Genomic DNA, 22970 nt, shown 5'->3' with positions numbered 1-22970 from the left:
GTACGCGACGAGGTGGTGACCGTTGCCGGCTCGGTCGGGGCCGCCTGCCGGGAGCGCCGGACCGCAGCGGGCGCAGACACAGCGGAAATTGACAGATATTTCCGACGACCGTCCGTTCGTCCGGTATATGCAATTCTGTGACGAGTGCGGGTCGCTGATGCACACGGAGGGCGACGCGTGGGTGTGTCGCTCCTGTGAGAACGAGGAGCCGCGGGATTCGCAGGCAGAGGCGGCGATGGCGACCCAGGACGGACAGCGGGACGACGGGGCACCCGCCGTGGCCGACGCCACCCAGGACTCCACCGAGACGGTGCAGGAGCCGTGTCCGGCGGCCGACTGCGACAGCGACCGGGCCTACTACGAGATGCTTCCCAAGCCCGGCGGCTCCTACGAGGTTCGACTGTTCACCTGCGTCGAGTGTGGCCACAAGTGGCGCGAGTCCTGACAGGCCCTTGCGAGTGCCGCCGAAATACCCGCGGCCCTCCGGGTCAGACGCGCATCACCCGGTCGTAGAATTGCGAGTCGGTTCCGTATGCGGTTCGACAGCGACCCACAGATTGCCGTCTACTCGTCGGCCCGGGTCGAGACCGTCACCCACCCGTCCGCTTTGACCTCGATTTTGTACTCGTTGTAGCGGAACTCGACGGTCGACTCCGTGCTGTCCTCCGAAACGTCGGGCCGCCCGAACAGCGCGGTCTCTATGGCCGCGGCGTCGATGACCTCGTAGAGGGGCGGCGAGAGGACCTCCGTGACTGAGACCCCCTCTGCGTCAGCGATGGCCTCGACGATGACCGTCGTGATGTCTCTGGTCGTCGCCGGGTCGTAGTGTGACTGGGTGATGAACGCCCAGCCACCGTCCGTCGTTTCAGGCCCCCGCTCCGTGTCGCTCCCGAACTGTGCGTCCTCTCCCGTGGACGTCGAGTCTTCGTTCTCAGTCATCGGTTTGCTCCCCGTGGTAGTCGCTCCGAGCGTGGACCTCCTGTGCGGCGTCGACACTCGCGCCGAGTCCCTCCAGGGCCGCGAGCACCTGCACGGCGTTCACGTCGGCGAGTATTGTGCTCTCGTCCCCGCTCCGGTACGTGATGATGTCGTGGTCGACGAGCTTCGGAATGTGCGCGTGATAGAGCGAGGTGAACATGTCGTCGCGGTCTGTGTCGGTGACGGCCTCCTCGTCGATGTCCTGCTCCCACGCCACGAGTTTGGTCGCCAACTCCGGGAGCGTCCACTCGGTACTCGATAGCAGCGAGTAAACCAGGTACCGCCGCCGCGGGTGGGCGAGCGTCTCGAACACGTACTCCATCTCCAGGACCGCCTCGGGAGGAGTGGGGAGCTCACGGATGTACTCGTTTACCGCCTGCTGCACCTCGTCCCCTCGCTCCGGCTCCCCGCCATCTCCAACCATGGGTCCCCGAAGCACGGTAAGGGACGAAAAGGCTGTCGAGAAAATGTTCGCCCTGTTGCGGGCCGAGTCCGAACTATCTAGCCTCCGGTCCACCGACGACCGTCGTTCCTACCCGCCGGCGAACACCGCGTCCAGGACGCCACGTTCCGCGCCGCGGATGTGCTTCGTGAACGTCGACGGCGAGATGTCGAGCGCGTCAGCGAGGTCCCGCCCGGTCTGGACGCGGGGCGATTCGAAGTAGCCGCTCCGGTAGGCCAGTTGGAGAACCTCCTGTTGGCGTGGCGTCAATCGGTCCAGCACCGTCGGCTGTGAGACGCCACCCGCCTCGGGTGACCGCGTCCGCGTTCGGCGCGACAGGAGTTCGATGTCCGGCACGTCCCGCCTGACGTCCTCGACGACCTCGCGGACGTCGGCCGACGCCGGAAGGTCGACGACGATTGTCGCAGCCGCCGCGTCGACATGTAGCGAGCGCACCGTCGTATCGTGTTTGAGCAGGTGCGACGCCAGAATCGGCTCGGACAGGTGGGCCTTGAACAGGCTCCCGTCCTCGCGGTCGGCGACGTGGGTCAGTTCCTCGACCGCCAGCACGTCGTCGCTGGCGGCGAGCAGGGCCGCTGGCGTGGCTCCCGTCGCGGTGAAAAACACCGTCGGGGTCTCGTTTGCCCCCGACACCGCCCCTTCGAACGTGATTTCGGCCCCAGTGACCCGGGCGAGGCGGGACAGCGGCGACTCCGTCGCCGTCGTTCGGAGCGTGAGTTCGACAGCGCTGTCCGTCCGGTGGGCCGCCCTGTGTTCGACGGCGTGAATCGCGTGTGAGATGGTCTCCCCGAGTTCGGCGAGGACCTCCGTGTCCCGCGCGTCCGGGGAGTTCCGGGCCGGCGACCCGCCGTACACTACGAGTACGCCGTAGACCGACTCCTCGTAAGCGAGCGGGATGCTGAAACACGAGCGCCCGCCACGGCCCGGTTCGCGCGTCGGTGGCGATGTCCTCGATAATCCGCATCTCGCGCGTCCGAATCGCGGTCACGAAGGGGTCCGGGGCGGACCCCAAATCGTCACCCGGGGTCGAGAGGGCCTCGACGGTACTGGCGTCGACGCCCGCCCACGACCGCGGGCGGACGGTCCCCTCGTCCGGGTCGAACGTCCCGACCAGGGCGAACTCGTAGGAGTCGCCCGCCGCCAGCCGTTCACAGACCGCGTCCTCGATGCCCTCGCGGGTGTCGGCGGCTACGAGCGCCTGGTTTAGCTCCCGGATGAGCGTGTTGAGCTGGTCGAGGCGGGTCACCTCCTCGTGCAGGTCCGCCAGCTCCGCGTCGCCAGCGGCGCGGTCCCACGCCGTCTCGATTGTCGCCGCGACCGTCTCCACGAGGGCGACCGCTCGCTCGTCGACGGCGTCGGGCCGCGTCGAGCCGAGACACAGGACTCCGTGACGGCCGAGGGGGGCGAACACGCGACTTCGCAACGGCCCGGTCTCGTCCGCCGGGGCGTCGCGGTCGTTCCACACGTCGAGGGCGGCCCCGACGAACGTCTCCCAGGCCTGCCCGGCCATCCCGGTCGAAACCTCGACCGCCCGGATGTCCGCTTCCGGGTCCACGTCGACGGCGTGCGCTTCGAGGGCACCGCTGCTGTCGTCGTACCGCCAGAGCGCGACGTACTCCACGTCGAAGACGTCCCGGACGAGTGGCACGACAGAGTCGGCAACCGTCGCCGCCTCCGCGTCGCTCAGCCGCCGGGCCGCTGTGTTGAGCCGTTCGAGCGCCGCCTCGCTCTCGCGGCGGTCTCGCTCGGTCTCCTTGCGGTCGGTGACGTCGACGACGAACTCCACGGTCCAGCCATCCTGTAGCGGTCGCGCGTCGGCGGCCCCCCACCACCGCGAGCCGTCAGCGCGGCAGTACGGCTTCTCTGGGACACCGCCGGTCTCCTCGGATTGCTCGGCCCGTCGCTCCGGGTCCGAGCGGAACTCTGCCGGGGTGAGGTCCCGCCGGGAGGTCCCCAGTGCCGCCTCGTAATCGAGCCCCGCCATGTCGAGAAAGGCGTCGTTCGCGTCCACAATCGTTCCGTCGTCGTCCCAGACGACGACACCGACCAGCGCCGAGTCGAACACCGGGTGAGCGCGACCCCGCGCGCGTCTCTCGGGGGCGCTCCCACGGTGCTCCTGCCGTCCTTCGACGGGTATCCACCACACCCGTCCCTTGGCACCGACCTTCTTCGTCTCGACGTCGGCCTCGTCGGCGAGCGTGTCGAGTCGGTTGTAGATTGTCCGGCCGGAACAGTCGAACTCTGCGGCAATCTCCGGCGTCGTGAACGGGGTCCCAGGGGGACCGAGCCGGTCGAAGACCGCCCGGACCGCGGCCGGCGATGGTACGGACGAACCCATGAGACTGATTGTACCCCGACGAGCAAAAGGATGCTGTCAACGGAAACGGGTCGGGCGCGTTCCCCCGGCCGTCTCAGCGTTGCTGGGGAGTCGAAGCCGCTAGCCCGCGCTCGGTCACCCTTCACGGAGGTGGTTCCAGGTGTGGTTTTCCGTGACCGCGACGACGAGTTCGTCGCCACCAGCGATGTCCCGGGGGCCGTTCTCCGTCTGTCGAGGGCGACACCCAGGTTCAGTCCACCGACAAACTGATTGAGTTGCGTCCCCTTCGATGGGACACAATGATGCTCCCCACCCATGCGCTCGGGGGAATGACGCTGGCGCTGTCCGTCGCGTTCGTCGCGCCGGAGTTCACCGGGGTCGCCCTCGTCGCGGGGTTTCTGGGTGGCGTGTTCCCGGACGCGGACTTGTATGCCGGCCACCGGAAGTCGCTTCACTATCCGGTGTACTACACCGCCTTCGCCCTCCTGGCACTGGTGGTTGCCGGGCTGTCCCCGTCGATAGCGACCGTCGCCGCGACGTGTTTCCTCGCCGGGGCGGCCGTCCACAGCGTTACCGATATCTTCGGCGGCGGCCTGGAGTTGCGCCCCTGGGAGGCGACGTCCGACCGCGCCGTGTACGACCACTACCGGGACCAGTGGATTGAACCCAGGCGCTGGGTCCGATACGACGGCTCGCCCGCCGACCTTCTGGTTTCGCTCACGCTCGCTGTGCCACTTCTGGTAGCACTCGGCGACCCCCTCCGACAGGTCGTCCTCGGGACTCTGACCGTCGCTGTCGTGTACACGGCGGTCCGGCGTCTGCTGCCGACGCTCGCCGCAACAATCGTCGACGACGTGCTCGCGCCGCACCTGCCCGACCACCTGCTCGCGTACGTGCCCACTCGCTACCGCGAAGTCGAGGGGTGACACGGCGGCCGTCACCTCTCCACCGACCAAAGAGTCTTGCCCTCTCCGGGTCTGGGTCAGCCGTGAACGCTGATGGTTGAGGCCACAGCACTCGCTATCTCGCTCCAGACCGGGATTTTCGTTCTCTTTCTGGTCGCGGTCCGACGCCGAAACGTCGCCGCAGCCATCAACGCCGCCGGAGCGTTCGTTCTGGCTCTGCTGCCGGCCGTCGCCGAATTCGGGCTCCAGATAGTGCTCGCTCGGAGTGTGGCGTTCGGCCCAGTGCTCCCCGTGTGGCTCGGGGCCGCGGGGTTCCTCCACTCGCTTGGCATGCTGGGGCTGTACGAATCGACGTGGTGGTGGGACCACCTCACGCATACGGTTTCCGCAGCGCTCGTCGCGGCACTACTCTATGCCGGCACTATCGTCGCGCTCCCGGTCCTGCTCGGCGTCGACGGGTCCGGACCGGCCGCGCCCGTGACCGTCGCATCCACGTTCGCAATCGGGGTCTTCTGGGAACTCATCGAGTTGGTCGCCCGCGAAGCCGGCGAGCGGTTCGACATCGAACCGGTGTTGGTCCATTACGGCTGGCGCGACACCGCTGCCGACCTCGGGTTCGACCTCGTGGGAGCCCTCCTGATACTCGCGACCGACCTGCGCGTGTTCGTCCCACTCGTGGAACAGTTCCCTGTTGCGACGGGAGCGGTGCTGCTCGGTACTGGTGGGGTCGTGTTCGGTGGTTCCGTCCTGATGATGGTCGGACTCGGAAGCGCGATGCGGGCCTGACCGGGCGCGACACCGTTTTCGGGGTGACAGCGTCGTGCCCTCGCCGTTCACACGCCGCCGAGAGCGCGACCGGCCCTCACAGCGAGGAGCCTATTTGACGGTCCACCACGTGCAGTTCCCCATGGAGCACGTCGAATACGTCTACACCAGCGGAATGACCGAGTCCGACGTCGACGACCGCCTTCGAGCGGGAGAACACGGCGTTCTGGGGCTCGCAGCGGACAACGAAGCGTACGCGGTTCCGCTGAGCTACCACTACGACGGCGACCGGTTCCTGCTCCGAGTGAGCGAGCACGACGACCGGACCGAGAAGGGTAAATTCCTCGAAACGACCGAGATTGCCACGTTCGTCTGTTACGAGGCGTCCACGGACGGGTCGTGGAGCATCCACGTTCGTGGGCCGATTCGGGAGTGGGAAGGGAGCGTCGACGAGACGACGCTCAACGAGTGGTTCCAGCCGTTTCGACTGTTCGACGAGGCCATCGAGAACGTCGAGTTCTCCCTCTACGAACTGACGCCGAGGACCGTTCTCGGCCGGGAAACAGTCGAGTAAGACGGTCACGGAGCCGAAGGCCTCGGCTCAGCTAGTCCGACAATGTCCCAAAGATACACATATATTGAAGTACTAGTCCATGTTGAAGAATTTTTGGGTCCAAATAAAGATATAAAACTTCATTCTCCGAGAATATAGCTCTATTTTCCGGTATAGGTTTTTGAGAGCCTGATTTTGTGGCCGTTAGACTACAGTCGAAGTTCATCGATATCTCTGATATCGCTAGAGTTGACGGTCGAGCCGGCAGCGTCGATTGCTTCCGGTGGGACGCGGTCGTCAGGGTCGAACAGTATCGCCGAGTCCGCCTCGACGAACGCTTCGGTGTCGGTGTGTGAGTCGCCGACGTACGTGATTTCGACGTTCGGCCGGTCTCGGCGAATCGCTCGCAGTATCTCGCCTTTCTGGGTCGGACCGACACCGACGTCGATGCCGGCGAGAGCACCGTCTTCGAACCGAATCCGATTACCGCGGACGAACGCGGGGTCGAAGCGCTCGAACCGCGCGGCGAGATTCGCGACGCCCGCGCTCAGGATACCGAACGGTACCCCCTCACCCTGGAGGGACTCGAGCACGTCCGTCGCGCCGGCTTTCGGCGTCACTGCCGCTGCGGCCCGCTCGACGTCGTCGGCGGTGATTCCGGCGGTTCGCCAGTGGTCGACGGTCTCGCGGCACCACGCCTCGAACGTCAGTTCGCCGGCGTCGAAGCGGTCCTGTAACTCCTCGCCGACGGACGTCGTCCCGTACAGGGTGTGTAGCAGTTCGAAGCCGCCTCGCTGGCGCGTGAGCGTGCCGTCGAGGTCGAAGACGACGAGGTGCGTCATCTCATCGCTCTGCGACGACCTCGATTTCGACATCGATGTCCACGGGGAGTTTGACGACCTCGACGGCGCTCCGGGCCGGGTACGGCGCGGACATGAGGTCGCCGTAGACCTCGTTCACCTCGTCGTAGTACCGCATGTCCTTGACGAACACCGTCGCCTTCACCACGTCGTCGAGCGACGCGCCGCCCGCCCGGAGAATCGCGTCGACGTTTTCCAGCGTCCGTCTGGTCTGTTCGGCGGGGGTGCCGTCGATTACGTCGCCGGTGTCCGGGTCGACCGGCCCCTGCCCGGAGACGTAGATTCGGTCGCCGGAAGCGATGCCTTGCGAGTACGGTCCGATGCTGTCAGGTGCGTCGTCTGTCGTGAGTTCGTCCATTGTGGGGTTACTCCGTCGTCGGTCGTTCGTCCGCGTCGTAAATCTCGTTGATGAACGAGGTCGGCAGGCTGTTCGTCAGGCCGCCGTCGAGCACGAGGTTCTCGCCCGTGATGAAACTCGACCGCTCGGAGGCCAGAAACAGCGTCGTGTCGGCGACCTCTCCCGGCGTCCCGAAGCGGCCGAGCGGGTACTGGTCGAGCCACCGCTCCCGGACGCCGGAGTCGCCGGTCCGCTGATCGGTGTTCTCCATCTCCCTGCGTCGGTTCTCGGTTTCGATTGTCGCCGCCGACAGGACGTTCGAGCGGACCCCGTGTTGCCCGTAGTGGGTGGCGATGTTGCGCGAGAGCGCCAGGAGGCCGCTCTTGGCCTCCGAGTAGCCCGACAGGCCGATGCCGAACAGGCCGTTGACGGACCCGACGTGGACCATCGAACCGCCACCGGCGGCGACCATCGCCGGGAGGACCTCCTTGCTCAGGAGGAACTGGCTCTTGAGGTTCAGGTCGACCATCGATTCGAACGTCTCCTCGTCACAGCGGTGCAGGACGTTCGCCGATTCGACCGAGGCCCCGGCGTTGTTCACGAGTACTCGGAGGTCGCCGAACTCGTCGATAGCTGTGTCGACGAGGTTCCGCACCGCCTCTCGGTCCGTCACGTCACACTCGACCGGGACGACGCGGCCCTCGTGGGCCGCCGTGAGTTCCTCGGCCACCGACGCGACGTCGTCGTACGACCGCGAACAGATGGCCACGTCGCCGCCGGACTCGGCGAACCGGGCCGCGATTTCGCGACCGATCCCGCGCGAGGCACCCGTGACGATTGCCGGACGGTCCTGTAGCGATAGCTCTACCATTGTGGATAGTGAATCAGCGGCGTGCCTATTGAAGCTTGTTCTTCCCCCGACATCAGCATCGGTACTCCGCGACCGCGTCCATGTCGACCGAGATGCCGAGCCCGGGCCCCTCCGGGGCCGGGAGACACCCGTCGCTGACCTCGAACGGCTGCTCGATGATTTCGCCGTCCCAGCCGTAGTACGTCGAGTCCGGCGGGAGCGAGAACCCGGGGATACCGGTGACGCCGTGGAGAATCGCGGCGGTGCGAATACCCAGGTCGAAGGCGCAGTGATGGGTGAACGGCACCCCCGCGTCTTCGAGGAGCGCGGCCTGCTGACGGATGCCGCTGATGCCGCCGGCCGGCGTCAGGTCGATGACGCCGACGTCCATCGCGCCGGCTTCGACGAGCGACTGGATGTTGTGCGAGATATAGGTGTCCTCGTTCGGCGCGATTGGCTGCCTGAGCCGCTGGCGGAGGCGTGCCAGCGAGCGATGGGAGTCGACGCGAATCGGCTGTTCCATGTACTGGAGGTAGATTCCGGCGTCTTCGAGCATCGCGCCGACGCGGACGGCCTGTTCGAGCGTCCACCCCTGGTTCGGGTCGAGGCGGAACTCCAGTTGGCCGTCCGTCTCGTCGTGCATCGCTTCGATTCGCTCGACGTCCTGTCGCCAGTCCCGGCCGGCCTTCGTCTTGAGCACCGAGAACCCGGCATCGAGGGCCTCGCGGGCCTTCGCGCGGGACTCCTCGGGCGAGAGAATGCCGAGACAGAAGGCGACGGGGACGGGCGAGGGTGACGTGTCGTCGCCCTCGATGTTCTGACGGTGCTGTTGAGTTCCCTGCGTCGGGGCCGTCCACCCGCCCAGGAGTTCGTACACCGGCCGGTCGAGCGCCTTGCCCACGATGTCCCAGCAGGCCGTCTCGACCGCCGCGAAGAACATATCGACGTTGGTGTACTCGACGAACACCTGTCGCCGGAGCCGCTCGATTTCGAACGGCGACTGGCCCTGTATCATCGGGCCGACGCCGTCCTCGATAATCGCTTCGGTGGCCTCGGGCGAGAGGAACACCCGCATCTCCCCCCAGCCGCTGATGCCCTCGTCGGTGTCCACGCGGACGAGCACCCGCTCCATCGACTCCAGTCGACCGTGGTTCGTCACGTAGGGGCCGATGCCGAGATGCTCGTCGAGACCCGCCAGCGGCACGTCTACAGTAACGGCTGTCACGTCAGTTATCTCCATGCTCACTCCTGGTCCGGGAAGCGATAAGAAAGTACCGTTTGCGGCTACCCGTCGACCGCGTCGATTGCGGCACCGACCCACTCGAGGGAGCGCGACGGCAACAGTCCGTAGTTGTAAAACGACACCCGCGGAACGCCGGCCGCCTGTAGTTCGGTGAGGATGTCGACGAGCGTCGACCGGTCGTGAATCGCCGGATGCCCGGGCAGGAGGCCGACGTGAAGCGGCGTGTCGGCCGTGACCTCGTCGACGGCGCGATACGCCGCCAGCACGTCCTCGGTCGTCGATTCGTACGCCGGCAAGCAGTAGTAGTCGACGTACTCGGCCAGTCGGTCGAGGTCGGCACCGACCATCCACTCCCGGCCCGGTTCGGGGGCTCCGACGTAGTATCCAAGCGGCGTGGTGCCGGCGGCCGCGCGCAGGTCGGCGAACACCCCTTCCAGCGTCGCTTCACGAACGTCAACGTACGCGGCGACCGCGTCGTGCTCGCGAAGCCACGCCTCGGGTGACCGGTCGTGTGCGATCGCTCCGGCGACGATGTCGTCGATGGTGTCGGCCACCGCTTCTCGGACCCCATCGACGGAGACGCCCGCGTCCGCCGCGTTCGACCGGCAGTGGTCGCAGAAACACACGCCGAGGAGGAACTCACCGAGCGCCCCGAGCCGCGCGTGTATCTTCTGGTGGTGCCACCCCCAGCCGGTCCCGTGGAAGTAGTCGAACGTCTCCAGTTCCACGCGCTCGATTCCCGGCCGTGAGGCGACATCCGAGACGAGCGCGGTGAGATATCGCTGGACCGCGGGCTGGGACGGACAGAGGCCGAACACCAGGTCGTCGCCGTGGGCCGTCTCCAGCGTGTACTCGGGATGTCGCATCCCCAGCCGGGAGTTGTGGCAGCCGACGGTCCAGGAGGTGAGGGCGAGGTCCGTCAGCTCGGCCCCGATTTCGTCGACCCAGTCGCCGTCCATCCCCTCGTAGGGCACGGGTTCGAGCCGACCGTAGTCCGGTCCCGGCTCGAAGTACGAACTCGCGCGAGCGAACAGCGTCCGCCGCTCGGGGTTGTGCGGCGCGAAGGCCTGGACGGTGTGGTAGTTCGTCGCGAGGTTCAGTTCCCCGATACCTATCTCCCGGAGCCGTGCCTCGACGCGCTCAGGCCCCTCGTCGAGCACGTCCCACGGGTAGGCCCACGTGGCGAAGTCCATACGTCACCGTCCGCCGGAACGCTAATAAAAGTAGAGGCGGTTACTCCTTGACCGCGCCCGCCGTCATCCCGGCGACGATGTACTCTTCGAGGAAGGCAAACAGAATCAACAGCGGGACGATGCCGATGACCGACACCGTCAGCATCATCCGCCAGTCGGTCTGGAGCGCGCCGACCATCGAGAAGACGCCACGCGGGACGTTGTACTTCGCGCTGTCGGTGAGGAAGGTCAGCACGAACAGGAGCCGGTTCCACGCGTAGAGGAACGTGTACGTGATGCTCGCGACCAGCGCCGGCTTGGTCAGGGGCAACACGATTTTCGTCAGAATCTGGAACTGGCTCGCCCCGTCGATGCGGGCCGACTCCTCCAGCGCGACCGGGATGGTCTTGAAGTAGCCGTACAGCATCCAGACGTTGAACGGCAGGGTGAACGCCGCCGCCGGGATGATGACGGCCAGGTAGGTGTTGAACAAGCCGAACTGCGTGATGACGTCGAACAGGCCGACGATCAACACCACCGGCGCGAACATCTGGACGACGAGGACCGACAGCAGGAACGTCCGCTTGCCGACGAAGTCGTTACGCGCACAGGAGTACGCCGCCGGAATCGCCAGCGCGAGCGTGAGCGCGACGGTCCCGAGCGAGATGACGAAGCTGTTCGCTATCCAGAGCAACACGTCGGTCTGGGTCCACACGTCGAGGTACGCCTGGATGGTGGGGTCGGACGGCACCAGCGTCGCGGGCGCGGAGAAGATTTCGTTCTCGGGTTTGAGCGTGCTCGAGAACATGGTGTAGAACGGAAGCATCATGACCCCGAGCAGGGCCAGCAACACGCCGTAGAGGCGGACCTTGCGGAGTCTGCTGCGATCGTAGCCGGCCATCGTCATAGCTCGTCACCCCCGCGGGTGTAGACTCGAAGGTAGATGATGGCGAACACGAACAGGAACAGGAACCCGACGACGCTGTAGGCCGCGCCGCGTCCGAGGTTCCCGTTCTGGAGGCCCACCTGATAGATGTGGATGACCAGCGTCGCGGTCGTGCTGAGCGGGCCGCCGCCGGTCATCGTCCAGATGGTGTCGAAGCTGACGAACGTCCAGATGGTCGACAGCAGCGTCGCGATCAGGATGACGCTCTTGAGCTGCGGGAGCGTGATGTAGCAGAACTGATGCCACCGCTCGGCCCCGTCGATGGCCGCCGCCTCGTAGAGCTCCTGTGGAATCGACTGGAGGCCCGCGAGGAAGATGATGGCCATGAACGGCGTCCCTATCCAGATGTCCGCGACGACGACGCCGAGCCACGCGATGTCGGGGTTGCCGAGGATACCGATGCCCTGCTCGATGAGGCCGAGCTTGAGCAAGATGGCGTTGAGGAAGCCGAACTGCGGGTGTTCTATCCAGCGGAAGACGACCGCCGAGATGGCGTACGGGATGCCCCACGGGATGAGAAACGCCGTCCGGAAGAACTTCCGGCCGCGGATGTCGCCCTTGAGGTGGACGGCGATGAGCAGCCCCATGACGGTCTTGCCGGCGACGCCGACGACGACCCAGCGCCCCGTCTGCCAGAGCAACTGGTAGAAGATGTCGCTGGTGACGATTTCCGCGTAATGCTGGAGGCCCACGAACGTCTCTATGTTCGAGTCCGCGGGCGACTGGTACAGCGAGAGGCGGAACGTCTCCAGTATCGGATAGCCGACGACGGCCAGCAGGAACAGGGCCGTCGGCGCAATCAGGAGATACGCCCGGCTGTTGCGCTGGAAGTACGCCAGGCCTCGCTCGAGACGCGAGGCGTCTGTCGTGTCAGTGTACTCCTCGGCGAGGCTCATCTGTGTGGCTCACTCCATCGCATCTTCGAGGTCGCTCTGTGCGTCGTTGAGCGCCTTTTGCGGCGTCTTCTGGTCGGCGAGCGCCTCCTGAATCGCCTGGACCATGCGGTCGTTGAACTGGCTGAAGTTACTGAGCTTCGGCCGCGCACGGGCGTACTCGCTCGCTTCGACGAACGGGGCCCAGTTCTTCGAGTCGGAGAAGTACGGCCGTTCGCCGACTGCCTCGACGACCGGCAGGAACCCCTTCTGCTGCGAGTACTGGAACCGGCGTTCCTCGTCGAAGTAGAACCGAATCAGGTCCCGGGCGAGGTCCTTGTGCTCGCTCTGGCTCAGAATCGTGATGGCGTCGATGGTGAAGAGGCTGTACCGCCCCTCGGGCCCTTCGGGGACCTGGACGATGCCGTAGTCGAAGTCCACGTCGCCGCTTTCCTTGGCCGAGTCGATGTTGAGCCCGGTGTAGACGTGGCCGATGACCATGCCGAGGTCGCCGTTCTCGAACAGCTGCCGGATGTCCTGTCGGGTCGAGGACAGCGGCGAGGACTGGGTCACGCCGTGTTCGAGGTGGAGGTCGGTGTAAAACGAGAGGGCGTCGACGGCCCCGTCGGTGTTGACGACCGGCAGGCCCTCGTCGTTCACCAGGTCAGCGCCGTGGGACCAGTGGTAGTGGTAATACTGTGACCCCGTCTCGATGGCGTCGGCTCCGGCGAGTCCGAGCGCGGGGACGCTCGCGTCGCTGTCGCGTATCTGCTGGGCCGCCGCCAGCATGTCGTCCCAGGTGTCGAGCGACGGGTTCTCCGGGTCCAGCCCGGCCGTCTCGAACACGTCCTTGTTGTAGTAGAGACACTTGTTCGAGGCGGCCCACGGGACGCCGTAGTGTGAGCCGTTGTACATCGTCCCCGCCGCGACGCCCTCGGAGAACTTCTGCCCGAACTCGCCGTCCATCATGTCGTCGAGCGGTTCGAGCGCGTCCTTGCCGACGAGCTGGGGAATCCACCGCGCCGGCCAGCGGCTCACGTCCGGCGCTTGGCCGCCGTCGACGCGGTTGTTCACCGTCTGGCGGGCGTTGTCCCACGTGACGCTGGTGAACTCCACGTCGACGTCGTACTCCTCCTCGAAGGCCGCGTTGTTCTCCTCGAAGAACTGCTGGATGTTGTCGCCGACGCCCATGGTGAGGAACTGGATGCTCTGAGAGCCGCCGTCTCCGCCGTCCCCGCCGTCGGTGCCGCTTCCGCCGTCGCCACTGCTCCCGTCACCACTGCCACCGTCACCGCCGTCGCCGCCACTGCACCCCGCGATAGCGATGGCACCGCCCGCACCGAGCGCCTGAAGCAGTTGCCGTCGGTCGAGACTGTCCTCGCTAGACTCGGGATTGTTACTGGACTGCATCGTTATTGTCACCATGCCCCACGTATATAATGATTGTCGTTCGTGTCATATTTCGTTGATTTTCACGCGTTGTGTTCGTGAATCGCGACCAGCAGCGCCGCGAGTTCGTCGCCGATTGCCGACCGGAGCCGTTGCCCCGTTTCCGCGCTGGCCTGTTCGGGGGCCCCGATAGCGCCGGACCCGGAGTACGCGTCGAACGGCCGGTACACCGAGACCGGCCCTCCGTCGAGCAAGTCCTGGCCGGCCCACCGGTAGTGTTCGTCCATCGGCTCGGCGTCTCGGACTGTGGGGTCGCCCACCAGGTCCGGCCGTATCGCGAGCATGAGCGACGTCTCGAACTCCCCGCCGTGTGCCATTCCGCCGGTCCCGCTCTGTCTGATTTCCTCGGTGGCGTCGGCCGCCAGTCGGAAGTACGTCGTCCCCAGGACTTCCGCGTCGGTCTCGGTACCGACGGTGCTGACGACGGCGTCGATGAGCGGCCCGTTCCCGCCGTGGCCGTTGACGAACAGCACGGCGTCGAACCCGTTCTCGATACCGGTGTGGGCGATGTCTTCGAGCGTCGCCCGGAGGTGCGCGAACTCCAGCGAGAGGGTGCCGCCGAAGGTGAGGTGGTGGGGCGAGAAGCCGCTCCAGACCGGCGGCGTGACGAGCACGGGCGTCTCGTCGAGGCGGTCGACGGCGGCGTCCACCATCGCCTCCACCAGGAGCGTGTCGGTGACGACCGGCAAGTGGTCGCCGTGTTGCTCCACGCTCCCCACCGGGACAATCAGTACCGACCCCGACTGCTCGCCGACCGCACGGACGTCTCTCGCGGTCTTTCCGGCCCATTCGCTGTCTTTTCGGCCGATGGTCTCGTACAGCATCTTACACCGACTCCGTCGCCTGCAACTCGGTCACTGCCACGCGCTCGCCGTCAGGGTCGAACAGGTGCATGTCGTCCGTGTCGAATCCCAGCGAGAGCTCGTCGCCGCGATGTGGCCGGTATTCGCTGGCCACCCGCGCGACGACCTCTTTCGAATCGCCCGTGGTCTGCAGGTAGAGGAAATTGTCGGACCCCATCGGCTCGACGACGTCGACGACGGTGTCGATGTACTCGCCCCCCTGACCGGCCACGAAGTCCTCCGGCCGGACGCCGAGCGTGTAGTCGCCGTCCGGGATGTCGAGGTCGATTTCGAAGTCGACGGCCGGCGATTCGAATCGGGTGCCCCCGTCGCTGGCAGTGACGGTCACGTCGAAGAAGTTCATCGAGGGCGAGCCGATGAAGCCCGCGACGAACTTGTTGTTCGGTTCGTCGTAGCACCGCTCGGGCGGGTCGACCTGCTGGAGTTCGCCGTCGTTGAGGATGACGATGCGGTCGGCCATCGTCATCGCCTCGGTCTGGTCGTGGGTGACGTAGACGGTCGTGACGTCGAGTTCCTCCTGAATCCGCTGGATTTCGGTCCGCATCTGGGTTCGGAGCTTCGCGTCCAGGTTCGACAGCGGCTCGTCCATCAGGAACACCTCGGGGTCACGGACGATTGCCCGCCCGAGCGCGACCCGCTGCTGTTGCCCCCCGGAGAGTTGTTTGGGCAAGTCCTCCAGGAGGTCGGATATCTCGAGCAGTTCCGCCGCCTCCTCGACCCGCTCGTCGACCTGCTCGTCGTACTCCCCCGAGAGACGCAGCCCGAACGACATGTTCTCACGCACGGTCATGTGCGGGTACAGCGCGTAGCTCTGGAACACCATCGCGATGTTCCGGTCCTGTGGCCTGACGTCGTTGACGACTGTGTCACCGATGGCGATTTCGCCGGCCGTCACGGTTTCCAGACCCGCTATCATCCGCAACGTGGTCGATTTCCCACACCCCGACGGGCCGACGACGACGACGAACTCACCGTCCGACACCGAGAGGGACAACTCCTTGACCGCAAGGACATCGTCGTCGTATACCTTGCTAACGTTCGACAGTGTAACCTCACTCATACGGATAGGAGAGTAATCCACAGCCTGGGTAATAAAAGTTGGTAGTGAGAGCGACTCTGTGTCGCACAAACACGTCGAAAACCGCCGTTTGAGACGTCGGGTATTCGATTTTCAGTCGTCTGGCGCTGTAATTGTGTTTTAACCGAGTGATTCGACTCGTTCGTCGTTACTCTGAGCGGTCGCCGTAATCTCAAAACGGGACATAGAACGGTTCTGTACAGCAGATATTCCAGAAAGCGAACTCGTCGGATTCGCTTTCAACCCTGTTGGAAACTGTCACGCGGTCCGGACTGAATTATCTGTGATATCCCGAGAGTGTACTGAGAGGGGCTCTTCCAGCCAAATTCCACACATACACGACTAATTGACAGATTCGTGTGAGTTGTTGTCAGTATTCGCGGGTATCCATTCCACTCAGAATAACACGCGTACTCTTGTTAGAAGGGGCGAGTTGGCGGAAACTTCGCTGTTTTCAATCTGATTGGAAAGATATTCTATACTGGGGGAATGTTTTTTATCCTGGACGAAATAGAGAGGGACATGTCGAACCAAGATACGAAAACTATCAGCGCCGTCGAAACGACGTTTGATATTTTATCCGCGCTGACAAAACTCGAACCCGTGGGCCTTTCCGAGCTTGCGACGCACCTAGATCTCCCCACGAGCACGCTGTTTATTCACCTCAACACGCTCGTGGAGCGGGACTACGTGGTGAAGGAGTCGGGGAAGTATCGGCGCTCGTTTCGATTTCTCGAACACGGTGGGAGCGTTCGCCATCGGCTAGACGCCAGCCGACTCCTCCGGAACAAGGTCAAGGAACTCAGCGACGAGACGGGCGAGATTGCCGGCGCGGGTATCGAAGAGAACGGACAGAGGGTGATTCTCTACCGGAGTTCCGGTGAGAAAGCCGCGGGGGACGAAATCCCGATTGGCAACCACACCGAGATGCACTGGACGTCGCTCGGGAAGGTGATTCTCGCGAACCTCCCACGCGAAAAACGGACCAGTATCGTCGAGGAGCATGGACTCCCGAAAGGGACGGACGAGACGCTGACATCACGGGACGAGCTCGAATCGGCACTGGAGCGGATTCGCGAGCAGGGCTACGCGATAGACGACGAAGAACACCTCAGAGGCGTCCGCGGTGTCGCCGTTCCCATATTCGACGAAGAAGATAAAGTCATGGTCTCGCTCGGAATTACCGGTCCCAGAGACAGATTCACGTCCAATTATATGGCCAGACTGCTGGATATGCTCAGATATACGAAAAACGAAATCGAAGTTCGCAGCCAGTACTACGAATACAGCACTATCGATGGATGACAGCTCCATATTTCCCTTATAGCAGTATTTTGTATGTACTCTTGGCAAATTCAGCACTACGTAGCGGTTTTCTCTCATCGGTTTCGCCATAACACAGACAATCGTACTGTGACAGGTCGATGGGTCAAGTACCCTATAGTGCCCTGAGAGACTCTCATACCGGTTGAAACGCTGAGTCCGTCGACTGGAAACTCCACCGAGAAAATGGTTACGTACGGCATGTGGCTTCCGTACTGCCCGGTCTGCACCAATCACCCAGCGCCGACCGCTCAGAGCGCGTAGGCCATCCGCTCGCCGGCATCCAGTCCGCACCGGATGGCGGCGTGGAGACGGCCCTCGCCGGGCACCCAGTCGCCCACGCAGTACAGCCCAGCGTCCTCGGCGCTGTCGACGGGCCCGCTAGCCACGCCGCCCTCGGGAAGGGCGTACCGCCAGCCCTGGTGGTCGCTCCAGGCTGGCTCCGCCAGTCGGTCGTCGCCGATAATATCGGCTGTCATCCCCGCGAGCGCGGCGACGTTCTCCGTGGCGTCGTCGTCGTAGTGCTCGATGGCCCAGTCGTGGACCGACTGGACGACCAGGAGGCTCTGTCCGTCGGGGACGTGGCCGGCCTTGCACTCCTCGCGAGCAATCCAGCCCACGTCGTGTTCCTTGTCCGTGTTCACCAGCGCGTAGTACGGCCGGTCCAGCTCGAACTCGTAGTGTAGCACCGCTGTGTACACGGCGCGGTAATCGACGGCCTCGACGGCCGCCAGCAGCGCGTCGCGGCGGTCGTCATGCCAGTCAGTCGAACGCAGGAGGGCGGCGGTCTGCGGGGCCGGCGGGTTCAGGACCAGCGCATCGAACGGCCCCCACTCCGTGCCGTCCGTATCGGTCAGGGTCCAGCTGCCATCGTCCCTAGCGATACTCTCGACTCTTGTGCGCCGGTGGACGGTCGCGTCGGTCCCGCCGAACAGTCGTTTGGCGACCTGTGTTAGCCCCGCTCCGTAGCTCCATTTGTGCTCGTCAGCCGCTCGACCCGGCGACACCGCCCCATCACGGTCGAACGTGTACACCGGCTCCGTGACATCCACCAGCCCGTCCGTACCGAGCACCTCACTGACGAGGTCGTTCACGCGGCCGTCGTCGGACTTCAGGTAGTTAGCGCCGTAATCGTACGTCAGGTCCCCGTGCCGGCGGGTGGCCGCGCGGCCACAGAGCCCGCCGGACTTCTCTAGGACCGTCACTTCGGCATCAGTCGTGCGGTCCAGCACGTGTGTGAGCGCCGCAGCGCCCGCTCCGGCACCGACAACGCCGACTCGTGTCATGCTCGTCGTTGTGTCCGGAGGTGTGAGAACCCTCCGGCTCCGGCGAGCCACGCTCCCCTGTCCGACAGCGTCGGCGACGACCGCTACGACTGGTTCGGGCGGAAATCGGTGTCCGCTCCCCGAGGAGGCCGTGAGCGACCCGGTTCGCTAGCTCACAGCGACCGCGAGATGAAACGCGCCGATGAGTGTGAACCCGGCTGCGACCAGCCAGTCACCCGGTCGGGACCCCATGTGGCGCTGGGTCGCCGCGCGGAGGAACCACCAGCCAGCTATCCAGACGAGCAGGTACGGCGCGAACCACGCCGCAAGCCAGCGCGACGCGAGTAAATCGAGGATTCCAATCGAGACGAGGGCGTAGCTGACGGCGTGGTTCATAATCTGTGCGATTCCGCGGATGTCCGACCGCTTCGTCTGGTACGTGACGACGAGCAGCGTGAGCGGACGCAGCGAGTCACCCTCGGTCGGTATCGCGCCGTCGAAGTCCAGGAGCCACGGCATAGCAAAGTGAACGCACCCCAGAACGACGGTAAACGCGCCACAGACGAGGAACCCGGTCGTAAGAAGGGGGGCGGGAACCATCAGTGGACGAACTTTCGACCGGGGGGATATTGGAAGTGGGGATTCCGTCGACCTGTCGCCTGAAACGTGATAGGCAGCAGTGCAGCGTTCTGTAGCGAGTCGTTCCGTGGGGCTGCATCGCCAGCACTGCCGTCTGGCGGGTCCCGCGCTCCGGCGCTGGCGCGGCGTGCCAGCGGGGGTCGTCGCGATGCTCCTGACGTATCCGGTGAGGTACGTCCACGAACAGGCACGGACGACGACCACGGCGTCACAGTACTGCTGTGCCTCTCACACCTAGACCATTCACCGGAACTGGGACACTCTCGCAGATATGGGCCCTGCCGGTTTCGCGGTTCCGTCATGCGGTTACTAAAAGTAAGTCGGTGAGTCATTGTTACACTTCAGGGAGGTAATCACGGCGCTGTTCGGACTTCTCACGTTCGCCACGGCGGTCGTAATGCTTATCGAGAATCTGGTCGCTCGCGTTCAGTCGGTCCGACACCACACGGCGCGGGACATCCTCACGCCGATACGCGGTAACCCTGCCACTCCGAACGTCATGTGGTGACCGAGCGGATGGGCACGTCGAAGCCTTCCGATTCGACGTAGCTTCGCACTCATCCGGGTCACGATCATGCGGGCATTCCGCTCCCCGCCAGCATGGTCGGGTAACCCTGTACATCGTCGTCCGGAACGTCGACGTGGAAGCACGACCCTGCGAAGTCGTAATGAGCGGTCGACGCCCATGCTCGTCGAAAACCGGTTCACGCGGCCCGTCGATGTAGTCCTGCAAAACGTTGGCAACGTGGTCACTGATAGCGTTCCATCGCTGCCCCTTCTCCCCGTTCTTTAGCGGCGTATCGGTCTGTGGGCGATGGACAAACTGGATGCCCGGATTGTCCTGTTCGAGTTCGCAGTCATCGATATCCAGCCCACGAATCGCGCCCATGCGGGCTCCGGTGTGCCACAACAACAGGGCGATGACGTGGACCCTTGATGCGTACTTGTACATCTGGAAGTAATCGAGAATCACATCAGCACGCTCGGGATCAAGCGTCGATGCACTCACCTCACCAGCGTTGCTGATCGTCGGCAGCGGGACCTTCGTCCGAAGATCCTCGGGTACTGCATCTACCTCAGCAGCGAATCGGAGGAACGAACGGACCGTGGCCAGCTGCCCGCGAAGGGTTATGGGCTCGATCTCGTCGCGGCCCTTCCCGTTTCCTTCACGCCGCCAGACGCGATAGGCGTACAGATCGCGGCCCGAGAGGTCGTTCAAGTTCTCAATGCCCTCTTCGCGGCAGAACTGCTCGAAGGCTTCTAACCGATACTCCTGTGACTGAATCGTTGATTCGGTCAGTTCGTCCTGTCGGGCTTTGAGGTACATATCGACGGCGCGGCCCGGTTTCAGTGGTTGGAGATTGTTACTCATGCCTTCTCACCACCGCAACTGACCGCCTATCCTCAAAGCTACGGGCTGCACAGCCTGAACATATCGGCTTGAGGGTCCGTGCATCAATCCCGTCAGCGTCAGCTCGACAGGTGGCGCAACTACCGTCGTCAGAACTATTCGATTGCGATGCTTCGGTGTTCGTGCGGGGCTGTAGCCCCGTAATGGTGGATTCGCTCATCGTCTACAGAGCGCGAAGCCACCTTTTCGGGCGGTGTACCAGACCGCCCGTTCATCACGAACCAAGGAGAGTCATCTTCAACCGAATCGGGTGCTTCGCATATCCACAAACAGGCCGATTATGCATAAATGCATTGGTAGCCTCAATTCGAATTGTTAGTGAGAAATAAGATACTCTATACTCTTGTGGGAATTGAATGCGTCAGTCAGGATCTTGGATGACTATCTGGGATGACCGAATACTGGAGATAATCCGCGAAGAGGAATCAGGAACCTCAACGGAGCTCGCAAAGCGAGATGAGATCCATATTGCCCAGTCCACGGTTTCTCGCCGACTGCAGAAACTTAGCGAACACGGCCTCCTTCGCGCTCTCGGAAATGGAGTTTACGTCCTCACTGACGAGGGAGAAGCGTACCTCGAAGAAAAATACGACGCTGAAAGAGAACGCTATATCAACGGTGGCGGATCTTCCGACGGAGAAAATGGTGCTGATGCGGCTGACGGTCCCGGAATCAACAGCTGACGACGTTGCCCTGAATCATGTCACGCAAGCCCGCCAAATGGATGGTCCCGTTAGATGAACGGATTCTCGAAATACTGAAAGCCGAAGGTTGGTCATCACCTCGATACATTGCCCAGAAAGTATCGCTTCGTGCCTCTGTTGGCCGTGTACGTGAGCGCTGTCGGATGCTCACGTACGCACAGATGATCGAACCACTGACCCGTCAGTTCCAGAACTACGATATCACGGGGTACGGATTGCGGTACCTAGAGGGAAGACTGGATGCGAGTAATCAGCCTTGGCCGTCAGCAAAAAAGGTTCTGAGTGAGAAGATATAATTTCTCGGTTAGAGTGTGAAAAATACTAATCTTGCAAAAATGAATTCTCACCCGTCTGTTGAGATTTCGTCCGGGTCGGTCCCCGGTTCAGTTTGCACGCTACTGCCAGAGATGGCGACACTAGCAAGTTGACGTAATGCCTCTCCCTTCCGGCCGACCTGCTCAGTATCGTCATTCTCTTTCGTCATATCAGAGACTCTGTGCTGTAGATACTTGTACGCTTCCCATAGAACCCCCACCCGTTATTAAGGAATTAGATACCAGAGAGTCCATGACAAAATGTGAAGCAATAGCGGGATTAGGCAGAGAATCCGATATCGCTCCGCCCACTCAGCCCGGACAGCATAGACTACACCAATAATCCCTGATATCATTCCGGCCGAGAATGTCTGCCAGATCGCTCCGTATGTGATTCCAGAAACACTGAACACAAGCGAAATAAAATCCGTAAAGTGGAGCATCTGTGCTAAAATCAGCAACAGGGCGGTAAAGAAGCTAATTTCCCAAAAGACAGCTAATAGCCTCATTAAGCCGCGTCTGTCAGATAGTAGTTCATACTTCATGTCCCATGTATAATCACCACCAGTAGCCTCTGGTAACCGAGTTGAGAGAACCCTAGTGTCTTTACCATAACCGTTTTCATAGAAACCATCGCGGTCCTTGTGTTTAGAAGACTTCTCGGCTACAGTAGAATATTCTCGTGGTCCTTCAACAACAAAGAGTTCAGAGTGAGTATGATTTGAGAGCTTCTTGGCTCGGGCAACGAACGAAGGAACAGTAAAAAATTTTCGTTTCCAGTTGCGCACCCATCCCGAAAAAAGACTAGGATCTGAAATTCGACGGTATTTTACCGCTTCAGACTGACCAAATGTGATTTTAACTGTTCGCAATTCACCAGGTTTGATAGGCTTATCTTCTGGGAGTTGGATGAGCAGTTTATATTTGATACCACCAAACCGGTTTTTTATATTTTCATGAGCGTCCGGATCAACCTGTTTAAGTTCACTAAGTAGGTTATCAACCTCTCTGTTGGGAAAGTAATTGAGCTTTGTTTCATCTTCATCAAAAACCTCTAAATTGAGACGAAAATCAACAAGCGGCAAGAATATGTAGGTTTTCTCTTCGTCCGCGTTGTTTCGGACAATGAATTCTTTTTCACGATTCCGGTCGGTAGGTGAAATATGTTTTATACGATTAACGACTCGGACTAACTCAATAATCCCGGATTTTGACCCAATCGGTTGATTACCATCACCAGAGGTAGACACGAATAGAAATATCAATTCATCGTCTGGATATATTCTTTACTATGGATCGGAGAGGTAGTTGAACAGATCGGAGTTGTTCAAGAGTTATAGATGGCGCCCTATTTTTGAATCGTTAGTGATTGTGTACTCTCAATCTCATATACTCCGGCTATACTCAGAGCCTGACCTATCTCTCGCTTCTGTCGAATAGTAAGATCGTCCCGACACAGCACGGTTTGTATTTGCTCGTCGATTCGCCAAGAGAACTCGGCTGAGCGCATGAGTGCCTTCGTTTTGTTACAGTCCCAGAACTCGGCAGCCTGCTCAATAGTATCCGTGCGATGCGCGTGCTTACCATCTTCGCGGATTCGCATACAGCCCACTCGTGAACACGAGGTCAAAAGACAGGTATTCTCGGCTAACTCGAAGCTCGA

At 62.6% G+C, this 22970-nt stretch carries 25 protein-coding genes and 1 pseudogene; 7 read left to right on the top strand and 19 right to left on the bottom strand.

Translation table 11 applies throughout. From position 1 onward, the window contains the following. Positions 1 to 127 precede the first annotated feature (127 nt). On the top strand, positions 128 to 445 hold the full coding sequence (locus VI123_RS02990) for an RPA12/RPB9/RPC11 RNA polymerase family protein (RefSeq protein WP_336336574.1): 318 nt from the start codon (positions 128 to 130) through the stop codon (positions 443 to 445). A gap of 119 nt (positions 446 to 564) precedes the next feature. On the opposite strand, the gene VI123_RS02985 is transcribed toward VI123_RS02990, so the two are convergent. The 3 genes from VI123_RS02985 to VI123_RS02970 all read right to left on the bottom strand — a co-directional run bounded on the left by VI123_RS02985 (position 565) and on the right by VI123_RS02970 (position 2338). Further along, a complete protein-coding gene (locus tag VI123_RS02985; protein WP_336336573.1) occupies positions 565 to 939 on the bottom strand; it encodes a HalOD1 output domain-containing protein in 375 nt (124 codons plus the stop codon). Continuing rightward, entirely contained in the window at positions 932 to 1402 is a 471-nt protein-coding gene (locus VI123_RS02980; protein WP_336336572.1) for a DUF7344 domain-containing protein, read from the bottom strand. Before VI123_RS02980 ends, VI123_RS02985 begins: the two co-directional genes overlap by 8 nt. A 108-nt stretch (positions 1403 to 1510) precedes the next feature. Continuing rightward, positions 1511 to 2338: a bacterio-opsin activator domain-containing protein gene (locus VI123_RS02970; RefSeq protein ID WP_407066983.1), complete on the bottom strand. Its 828-nt coding sequence runs from the start codon at positions 2336 to 2338 to the stop codon at positions 1511 to 1513. A 47-nt stretch (positions 2339 to 2385) separates the two neighbouring features. Here VI123_RS02970 and VI123_RS02965 point away from each other — a divergent pair, with 47 nt between their 5' ends. Further along, entirely contained in the window at positions 2386 to 2568 is a 183-nt protein-coding gene (locus tag VI123_RS02965; RefSeq protein ID WP_336336571.1) for a hypothetical protein, read from the top strand. A gap of 224 nt (positions 2569 to 2792) precedes the next feature. On the opposite strand, the pseudogene VI123_RS19265 reads toward VI123_RS02965, so the two are convergent. Further along, positions 2793 to 3779, bottom strand: a pseudogene (locus VI123_RS19265) (PAS domain S-box protein); the annotation flags it as partial. Between the two features lie 278 nt (positions 3780 to 4057). Between VI123_RS19265 and VI123_RS02955 the strand changes: the two are divergent. The 3 genes from VI123_RS02955 to VI123_RS02945 all read left to right on the top strand — a co-directional run bounded on the left by VI123_RS02955 (position 4058) and on the right by VI123_RS02945 (position 6002). Next, complete coding sequence (locus VI123_RS02955; RefSeq protein ID WP_336336569.1) at positions 4058 to 4684, top strand: metal-dependent hydrolase; 627 nt, start codon at positions 4058 to 4060, stop codon at positions 4682 to 4684. A 72-nt stretch (positions 4685 to 4756) separates the two neighbouring features. Beyond that, the gene (locus VI123_RS02950; RefSeq protein WP_336336568.1) at positions 4757 to 5449 is read left to right on the top strand and encodes a hypothetical protein; all 693 of its coding nucleotides are present in this window, start codon (positions 4757 to 4759) and stop codon (positions 5447 to 5449) included. Positions 5450 to 5570: 121 nt separating this feature from the next. Next, the gene (locus VI123_RS02945; protein WP_336336567.1) at positions 5571 to 6002 is read left to right on the top strand and encodes a pyridoxamine 5'-phosphate oxidase family protein; all 432 of its coding nucleotides are present in this window, start codon (positions 5571 to 5573) and stop codon (positions 6000 to 6002) included. Between the two features lie 188 nt (positions 6003 to 6190). On the opposite strand, the gene VI123_RS02940 is transcribed toward VI123_RS02945, so the two are convergent. From VI123_RS02940 to VI123_RS02895, 10 genes are all read right to left on the bottom strand, one after another. After that, positions 6191 to 6823: an HAD family hydrolase gene (locus VI123_RS02940; protein WP_336336566.1), complete on the bottom strand. Its 633-nt coding sequence runs from the start codon at positions 6821 to 6823 to the stop codon at positions 6191 to 6193. Between the two features lies 1 nt (position 6824). Next, on the bottom strand, positions 6825 to 7199 hold the full coding sequence (locus VI123_RS02935) for a Rid family detoxifying hydrolase (protein ID WP_336336565.1): 375 nt from the start codon (positions 7197 to 7199) through the stop codon (positions 6825 to 6827). 7 nt (positions 7200 to 7206) lie between these two features. Further along, a complete protein-coding gene (locus tag VI123_RS02930) occupies positions 7207 to 8049 on the bottom strand; it encodes an SDR family NAD(P)-dependent oxidoreductase (protein WP_336336564.1) in 843 nt (280 codons plus the stop codon). Between the two features lie 52 nt (positions 8050 to 8101). After that, positions 8102 to 9268: a mandelate racemase/muconate lactonizing enzyme family protein gene (locus VI123_RS02925; RefSeq protein WP_336336563.1), complete on the bottom strand. Its 1167-nt coding sequence runs from the start codon at positions 9266 to 9268 to the stop codon at positions 8102 to 8104. 44 nt (positions 9269 to 9312) lie between these two features. Next, positions 9313 to 10464, bottom strand: a complete 1152-nt coding sequence (locus VI123_RS02920) for a hypothetical protein (RefSeq protein ID WP_336336562.1) — start codon at positions 10462 to 10464, stop codon at positions 9313 to 9315. A gap of 40 nt (positions 10465 to 10504) precedes the next feature. Continuing rightward, positions 10505 to 11350, bottom strand: coding sequence for a carbohydrate ABC transporter permease (locus VI123_RS02915; protein ID WP_336336561.1), 846 nt, complete (start codon positions 11348 to 11350; stop codon positions 10505 to 10507). Continuing rightward, a complete protein-coding gene (locus VI123_RS02910) occupies positions 11347 to 12285 on the bottom strand; it encodes a carbohydrate ABC transporter permease (RefSeq protein WP_336336560.1) in 939 nt (312 codons plus the stop codon). The genes VI123_RS02915 and VI123_RS02910 overlap by 4 nt, the downstream gene beginning before the upstream one ends. Positions 12286 to 12294: 9 nt before the next feature. Next, on the bottom strand, positions 12295 to 13671 hold the full coding sequence (locus VI123_RS02905; protein ID WP_336336559.1) for an ABC transporter substrate-binding protein: 1377 nt from the start codon (positions 13669 to 13671) through the stop codon (positions 12295 to 12297). Between the two features lie 62 nt (positions 13672 to 13733). Further along, the gene (locus tag VI123_RS02900; protein WP_336336558.1) at positions 13734 to 14534 is read right to left on the bottom strand and encodes a creatininase family protein; all 801 of its coding nucleotides are present in this window, start codon (positions 14532 to 14534) and stop codon (positions 13734 to 13736) included. A gap of 1 nt (position 14535) precedes the next feature. Then, a complete protein-coding gene (locus tag VI123_RS02895; RefSeq protein ID WP_336336557.1) occupies positions 14536 to 15633 on the bottom strand; it encodes an ABC transporter ATP-binding protein in 1098 nt (365 codons plus the stop codon). Positions 15634 to 16173: 540 nt separating this feature from the next. On the opposite strand from VI123_RS02895, the gene VI123_RS02890 reads away from it, so the two are divergent. Further along, on the top strand, positions 16174 to 16956 hold the full coding sequence (locus tag VI123_RS02890) for an IclR family transcriptional regulator (protein ID WP_336336556.1): 783 nt from the start codon (positions 16174 to 16176) through the stop codon (positions 16954 to 16956). Between the two features lie 269 nt (positions 16957 to 17225). Here the strand turns inward: VI123_RS02890 and VI123_RS02885 are convergent, their stop codons facing one another. From VI123_RS02885 to VI123_RS02875, 3 genes are all read right to left on the bottom strand, one after another. Beyond that, a complete protein-coding gene (locus VI123_RS02885; protein WP_336336555.1) occupies positions 17226 to 18260 on the bottom strand; it encodes an NAD(P)/FAD-dependent oxidoreductase in 1035 nt (344 codons plus the stop codon). A gap of 147 nt (positions 18261 to 18407) precedes the next feature. After that, the gene (locus tag VI123_RS02880; RefSeq protein ID WP_336336554.1) at positions 18408 to 18758 is read right to left on the bottom strand and encodes a hypothetical protein; all 351 of its coding nucleotides are present in this window, start codon (positions 18756 to 18758) and stop codon (positions 18408 to 18410) included. A 454-nt stretch (positions 18759 to 19212) separates the two neighbouring features. Further along, positions 19213 to 20205, bottom strand: a complete 993-nt coding sequence (locus VI123_RS02875; protein WP_336337368.1) for a tyrosine-type recombinase/integrase — start codon at positions 20203 to 20205, stop codon at positions 19213 to 19215. A gap of 440 nt (positions 20206 to 20645) precedes the next feature. On the opposite strand from VI123_RS02875, the gene VI123_RS02870 reads away from it, so the two are divergent. Further along, complete coding sequence (locus VI123_RS02870; protein ID WP_407066974.1) at positions 20646 to 20972, top strand: helix-turn-helix domain-containing protein; 327 nt, start codon at positions 20646 to 20648, stop codon at positions 20970 to 20972. A gap of 562 nt (positions 20973 to 21534) precedes the next feature. Here the strand turns inward: VI123_RS02870 and VI123_RS02865 are convergent. Both VI123_RS02865 and VI123_RS19375 read right to left on the bottom strand, forming a co-directional pair. After that, on the bottom strand, positions 21535 to 22557 hold the full coding sequence (locus VI123_RS02865) for a hypothetical protein (RefSeq protein ID WP_336336552.1): 1023 nt from the start codon (positions 22555 to 22557) through the stop codon (positions 21535 to 21537). Positions 22558 to 22655: 98 nt separating this feature from the next. After that, positions 22656 to 22910: a DUF7692 domain-containing protein gene (locus tag VI123_RS19375; protein WP_455429069.1), complete on the bottom strand. Its 255-nt coding sequence runs from the start codon at positions 22908 to 22910 to the stop codon at positions 22656 to 22658. Positions 22911 to 22970: the final 60 nt, after the last annotated feature.

The sequence above is a fragment of the Haloarcula sp. DT43 genome (assembly GCF_037078405.1).
GTDB lineage: Archaea > Halobacteriota > Halobacteria > Halobacteriales > Haloarculaceae > Haloarcula > Haloarcula brevis.
This window is presented reverse-complemented; position numbering and strand designations above follow the sequence as displayed.

Bases quoted from the DNA above. Each gene is read 5' to 3' on its own strand.
- VI123_RS02990 (WP_336336574.1), top strand. From the start codon at position 128: ATGCAATTCTGTGACGAGTGCGGGTCGCTGATGCACACGGAGGGCGAC.
- VI123_RS02985 (WP_336336573.1), bottom strand. From the start codon at position 939: ATGACTGAGAACGAAGACTCGACGTCCACGGGAGAGGACGCACAGTTC.
- VI123_RS02980 (WP_336336572.1), bottom strand. From the start codon at position 1,402: ATGGTTGGAGATGGCGGGGAGCCGGAGCGAGGGGACGAGGTGCAGCAG.
- VI123_RS02965 (WP_336336571.1), top strand. From the start codon at position 2,386: ATGTCCTCGATAATCCGCATCTCGCGCGTCCGAATCGCGGTCACGAAG.
- VI123_RS02955 (WP_336336569.1), top strand. From the start codon at position 4,058: ATGATGCTCCCCACCCATGCGCTCGGGGGAATGACGCTGGCGCTGTCC.
- VI123_RS02950 (WP_336336568.1), top strand. From the start codon at position 4,757: ATGGTTGAGGCCACAGCACTCGCTATCTCGCTCCAGACCGGGATTTTC.
- VI123_RS02945 (WP_336336567.1), top strand. From the start codon at position 5,571: ATGGAGCACGTCGAATACGTCTACACCAGCGGAATGACCGAGTCCGAC.
- VI123_RS02940 (WP_336336566.1), bottom strand. From the start codon at position 6,823: ATGACGCACCTCGTCGTCTTCGACCTCGACGGCACGCTCACGCGCCAG.
- VI123_RS02935 (WP_336336565.1), bottom strand. From the start codon at position 7,199: ATGGACGAACTCACGACAGACGACGCACCTGACAGCATCGGACCGTAC.
- VI123_RS02930 (WP_336336564.1), bottom strand. From the start codon at position 8,049: ATGGTAGAGCTATCGCTACAGGACCGTCCGGCAATCGTCACGGGTGCC.
- VI123_RS02925 (WP_336336563.1), bottom strand. From the start codon at position 9,268: ATGGAGATAACTGACGTGACAGCCGTTACTGTAGACGTGCCGCTGGCG.
- VI123_RS02920 (WP_336336562.1), bottom strand. From the start codon at position 10,464: ATGGACTTCGCCACGTGGGCCTACCCGTGGGACGTGCTCGACGAGGGG.
- VI123_RS02915 (WP_336336561.1), bottom strand. From the start codon at position 11,350: ATGACGATGGCCGGCTACGATCGCAGCAGACTCCGCAAGGTCCGCCTC.
- VI123_RS02910 (WP_336336560.1), bottom strand. From the start codon at position 12,285: ATGAGCCTCGCCGAGGAGTACACTGACACGACAGACGCCTCGCGTCTC.
- VI123_RS02905 (WP_336336559.1), bottom strand. From the start codon at position 13,671: ATGCAGTCCAGTAACAATCCCGAGTCTAGCGAGGACAGTCTCGACCGA.
- VI123_RS02900 (WP_336336558.1), bottom strand. From the start codon at position 14,534: ATGCTGTACGAGACCATCGGCCGAAAAGACAGCGAATGGGCCGGAAAG.
- VI123_RS02895 (WP_336336557.1), bottom strand. From the start codon at position 15,633: ATGAGTGAGGTTACACTGTCGAACGTTAGCAAGGTATACGACGACGAT.
- VI123_RS02890 (WP_336336556.1), top strand. From the start codon at position 16,174: ATGTCGAACCAAGATACGAAAACTATCAGCGCCGTCGAAACGACGTTT.
- VI123_RS02885 (WP_336336555.1), bottom strand. From the start codon at position 18,260: ATGACACGAGTCGGCGTTGTCGGTGCCGGAGCGGGCGCTGCGGCGCTC.
- VI123_RS02880 (WP_336336554.1), bottom strand. From the start codon at position 18,758: ATGCCGTGGCTCCTGGACTTCGACGGCGCGATACCGACCGAGGGTGAC.
- VI123_RS02875 (WP_336337368.1), bottom strand. From the start codon at position 20,205: ATGTACCTCAAAGCCCGACAGGACGAACTGACCGAATCAACGATTCAG.
- VI123_RS02870 (WP_407066974.1), top strand. From the start codon at position 20,646: ATGCGTCAGTCAGGATCTTGGATGACTATCTGGGATGACCGAATACTG.
- VI123_RS19375 (WP_455429069.1), bottom strand. From the start codon at position 22,910: ATGCGAATCCGCGAAGATGGTAAGCACGCGCATCGCACGGATACTATT.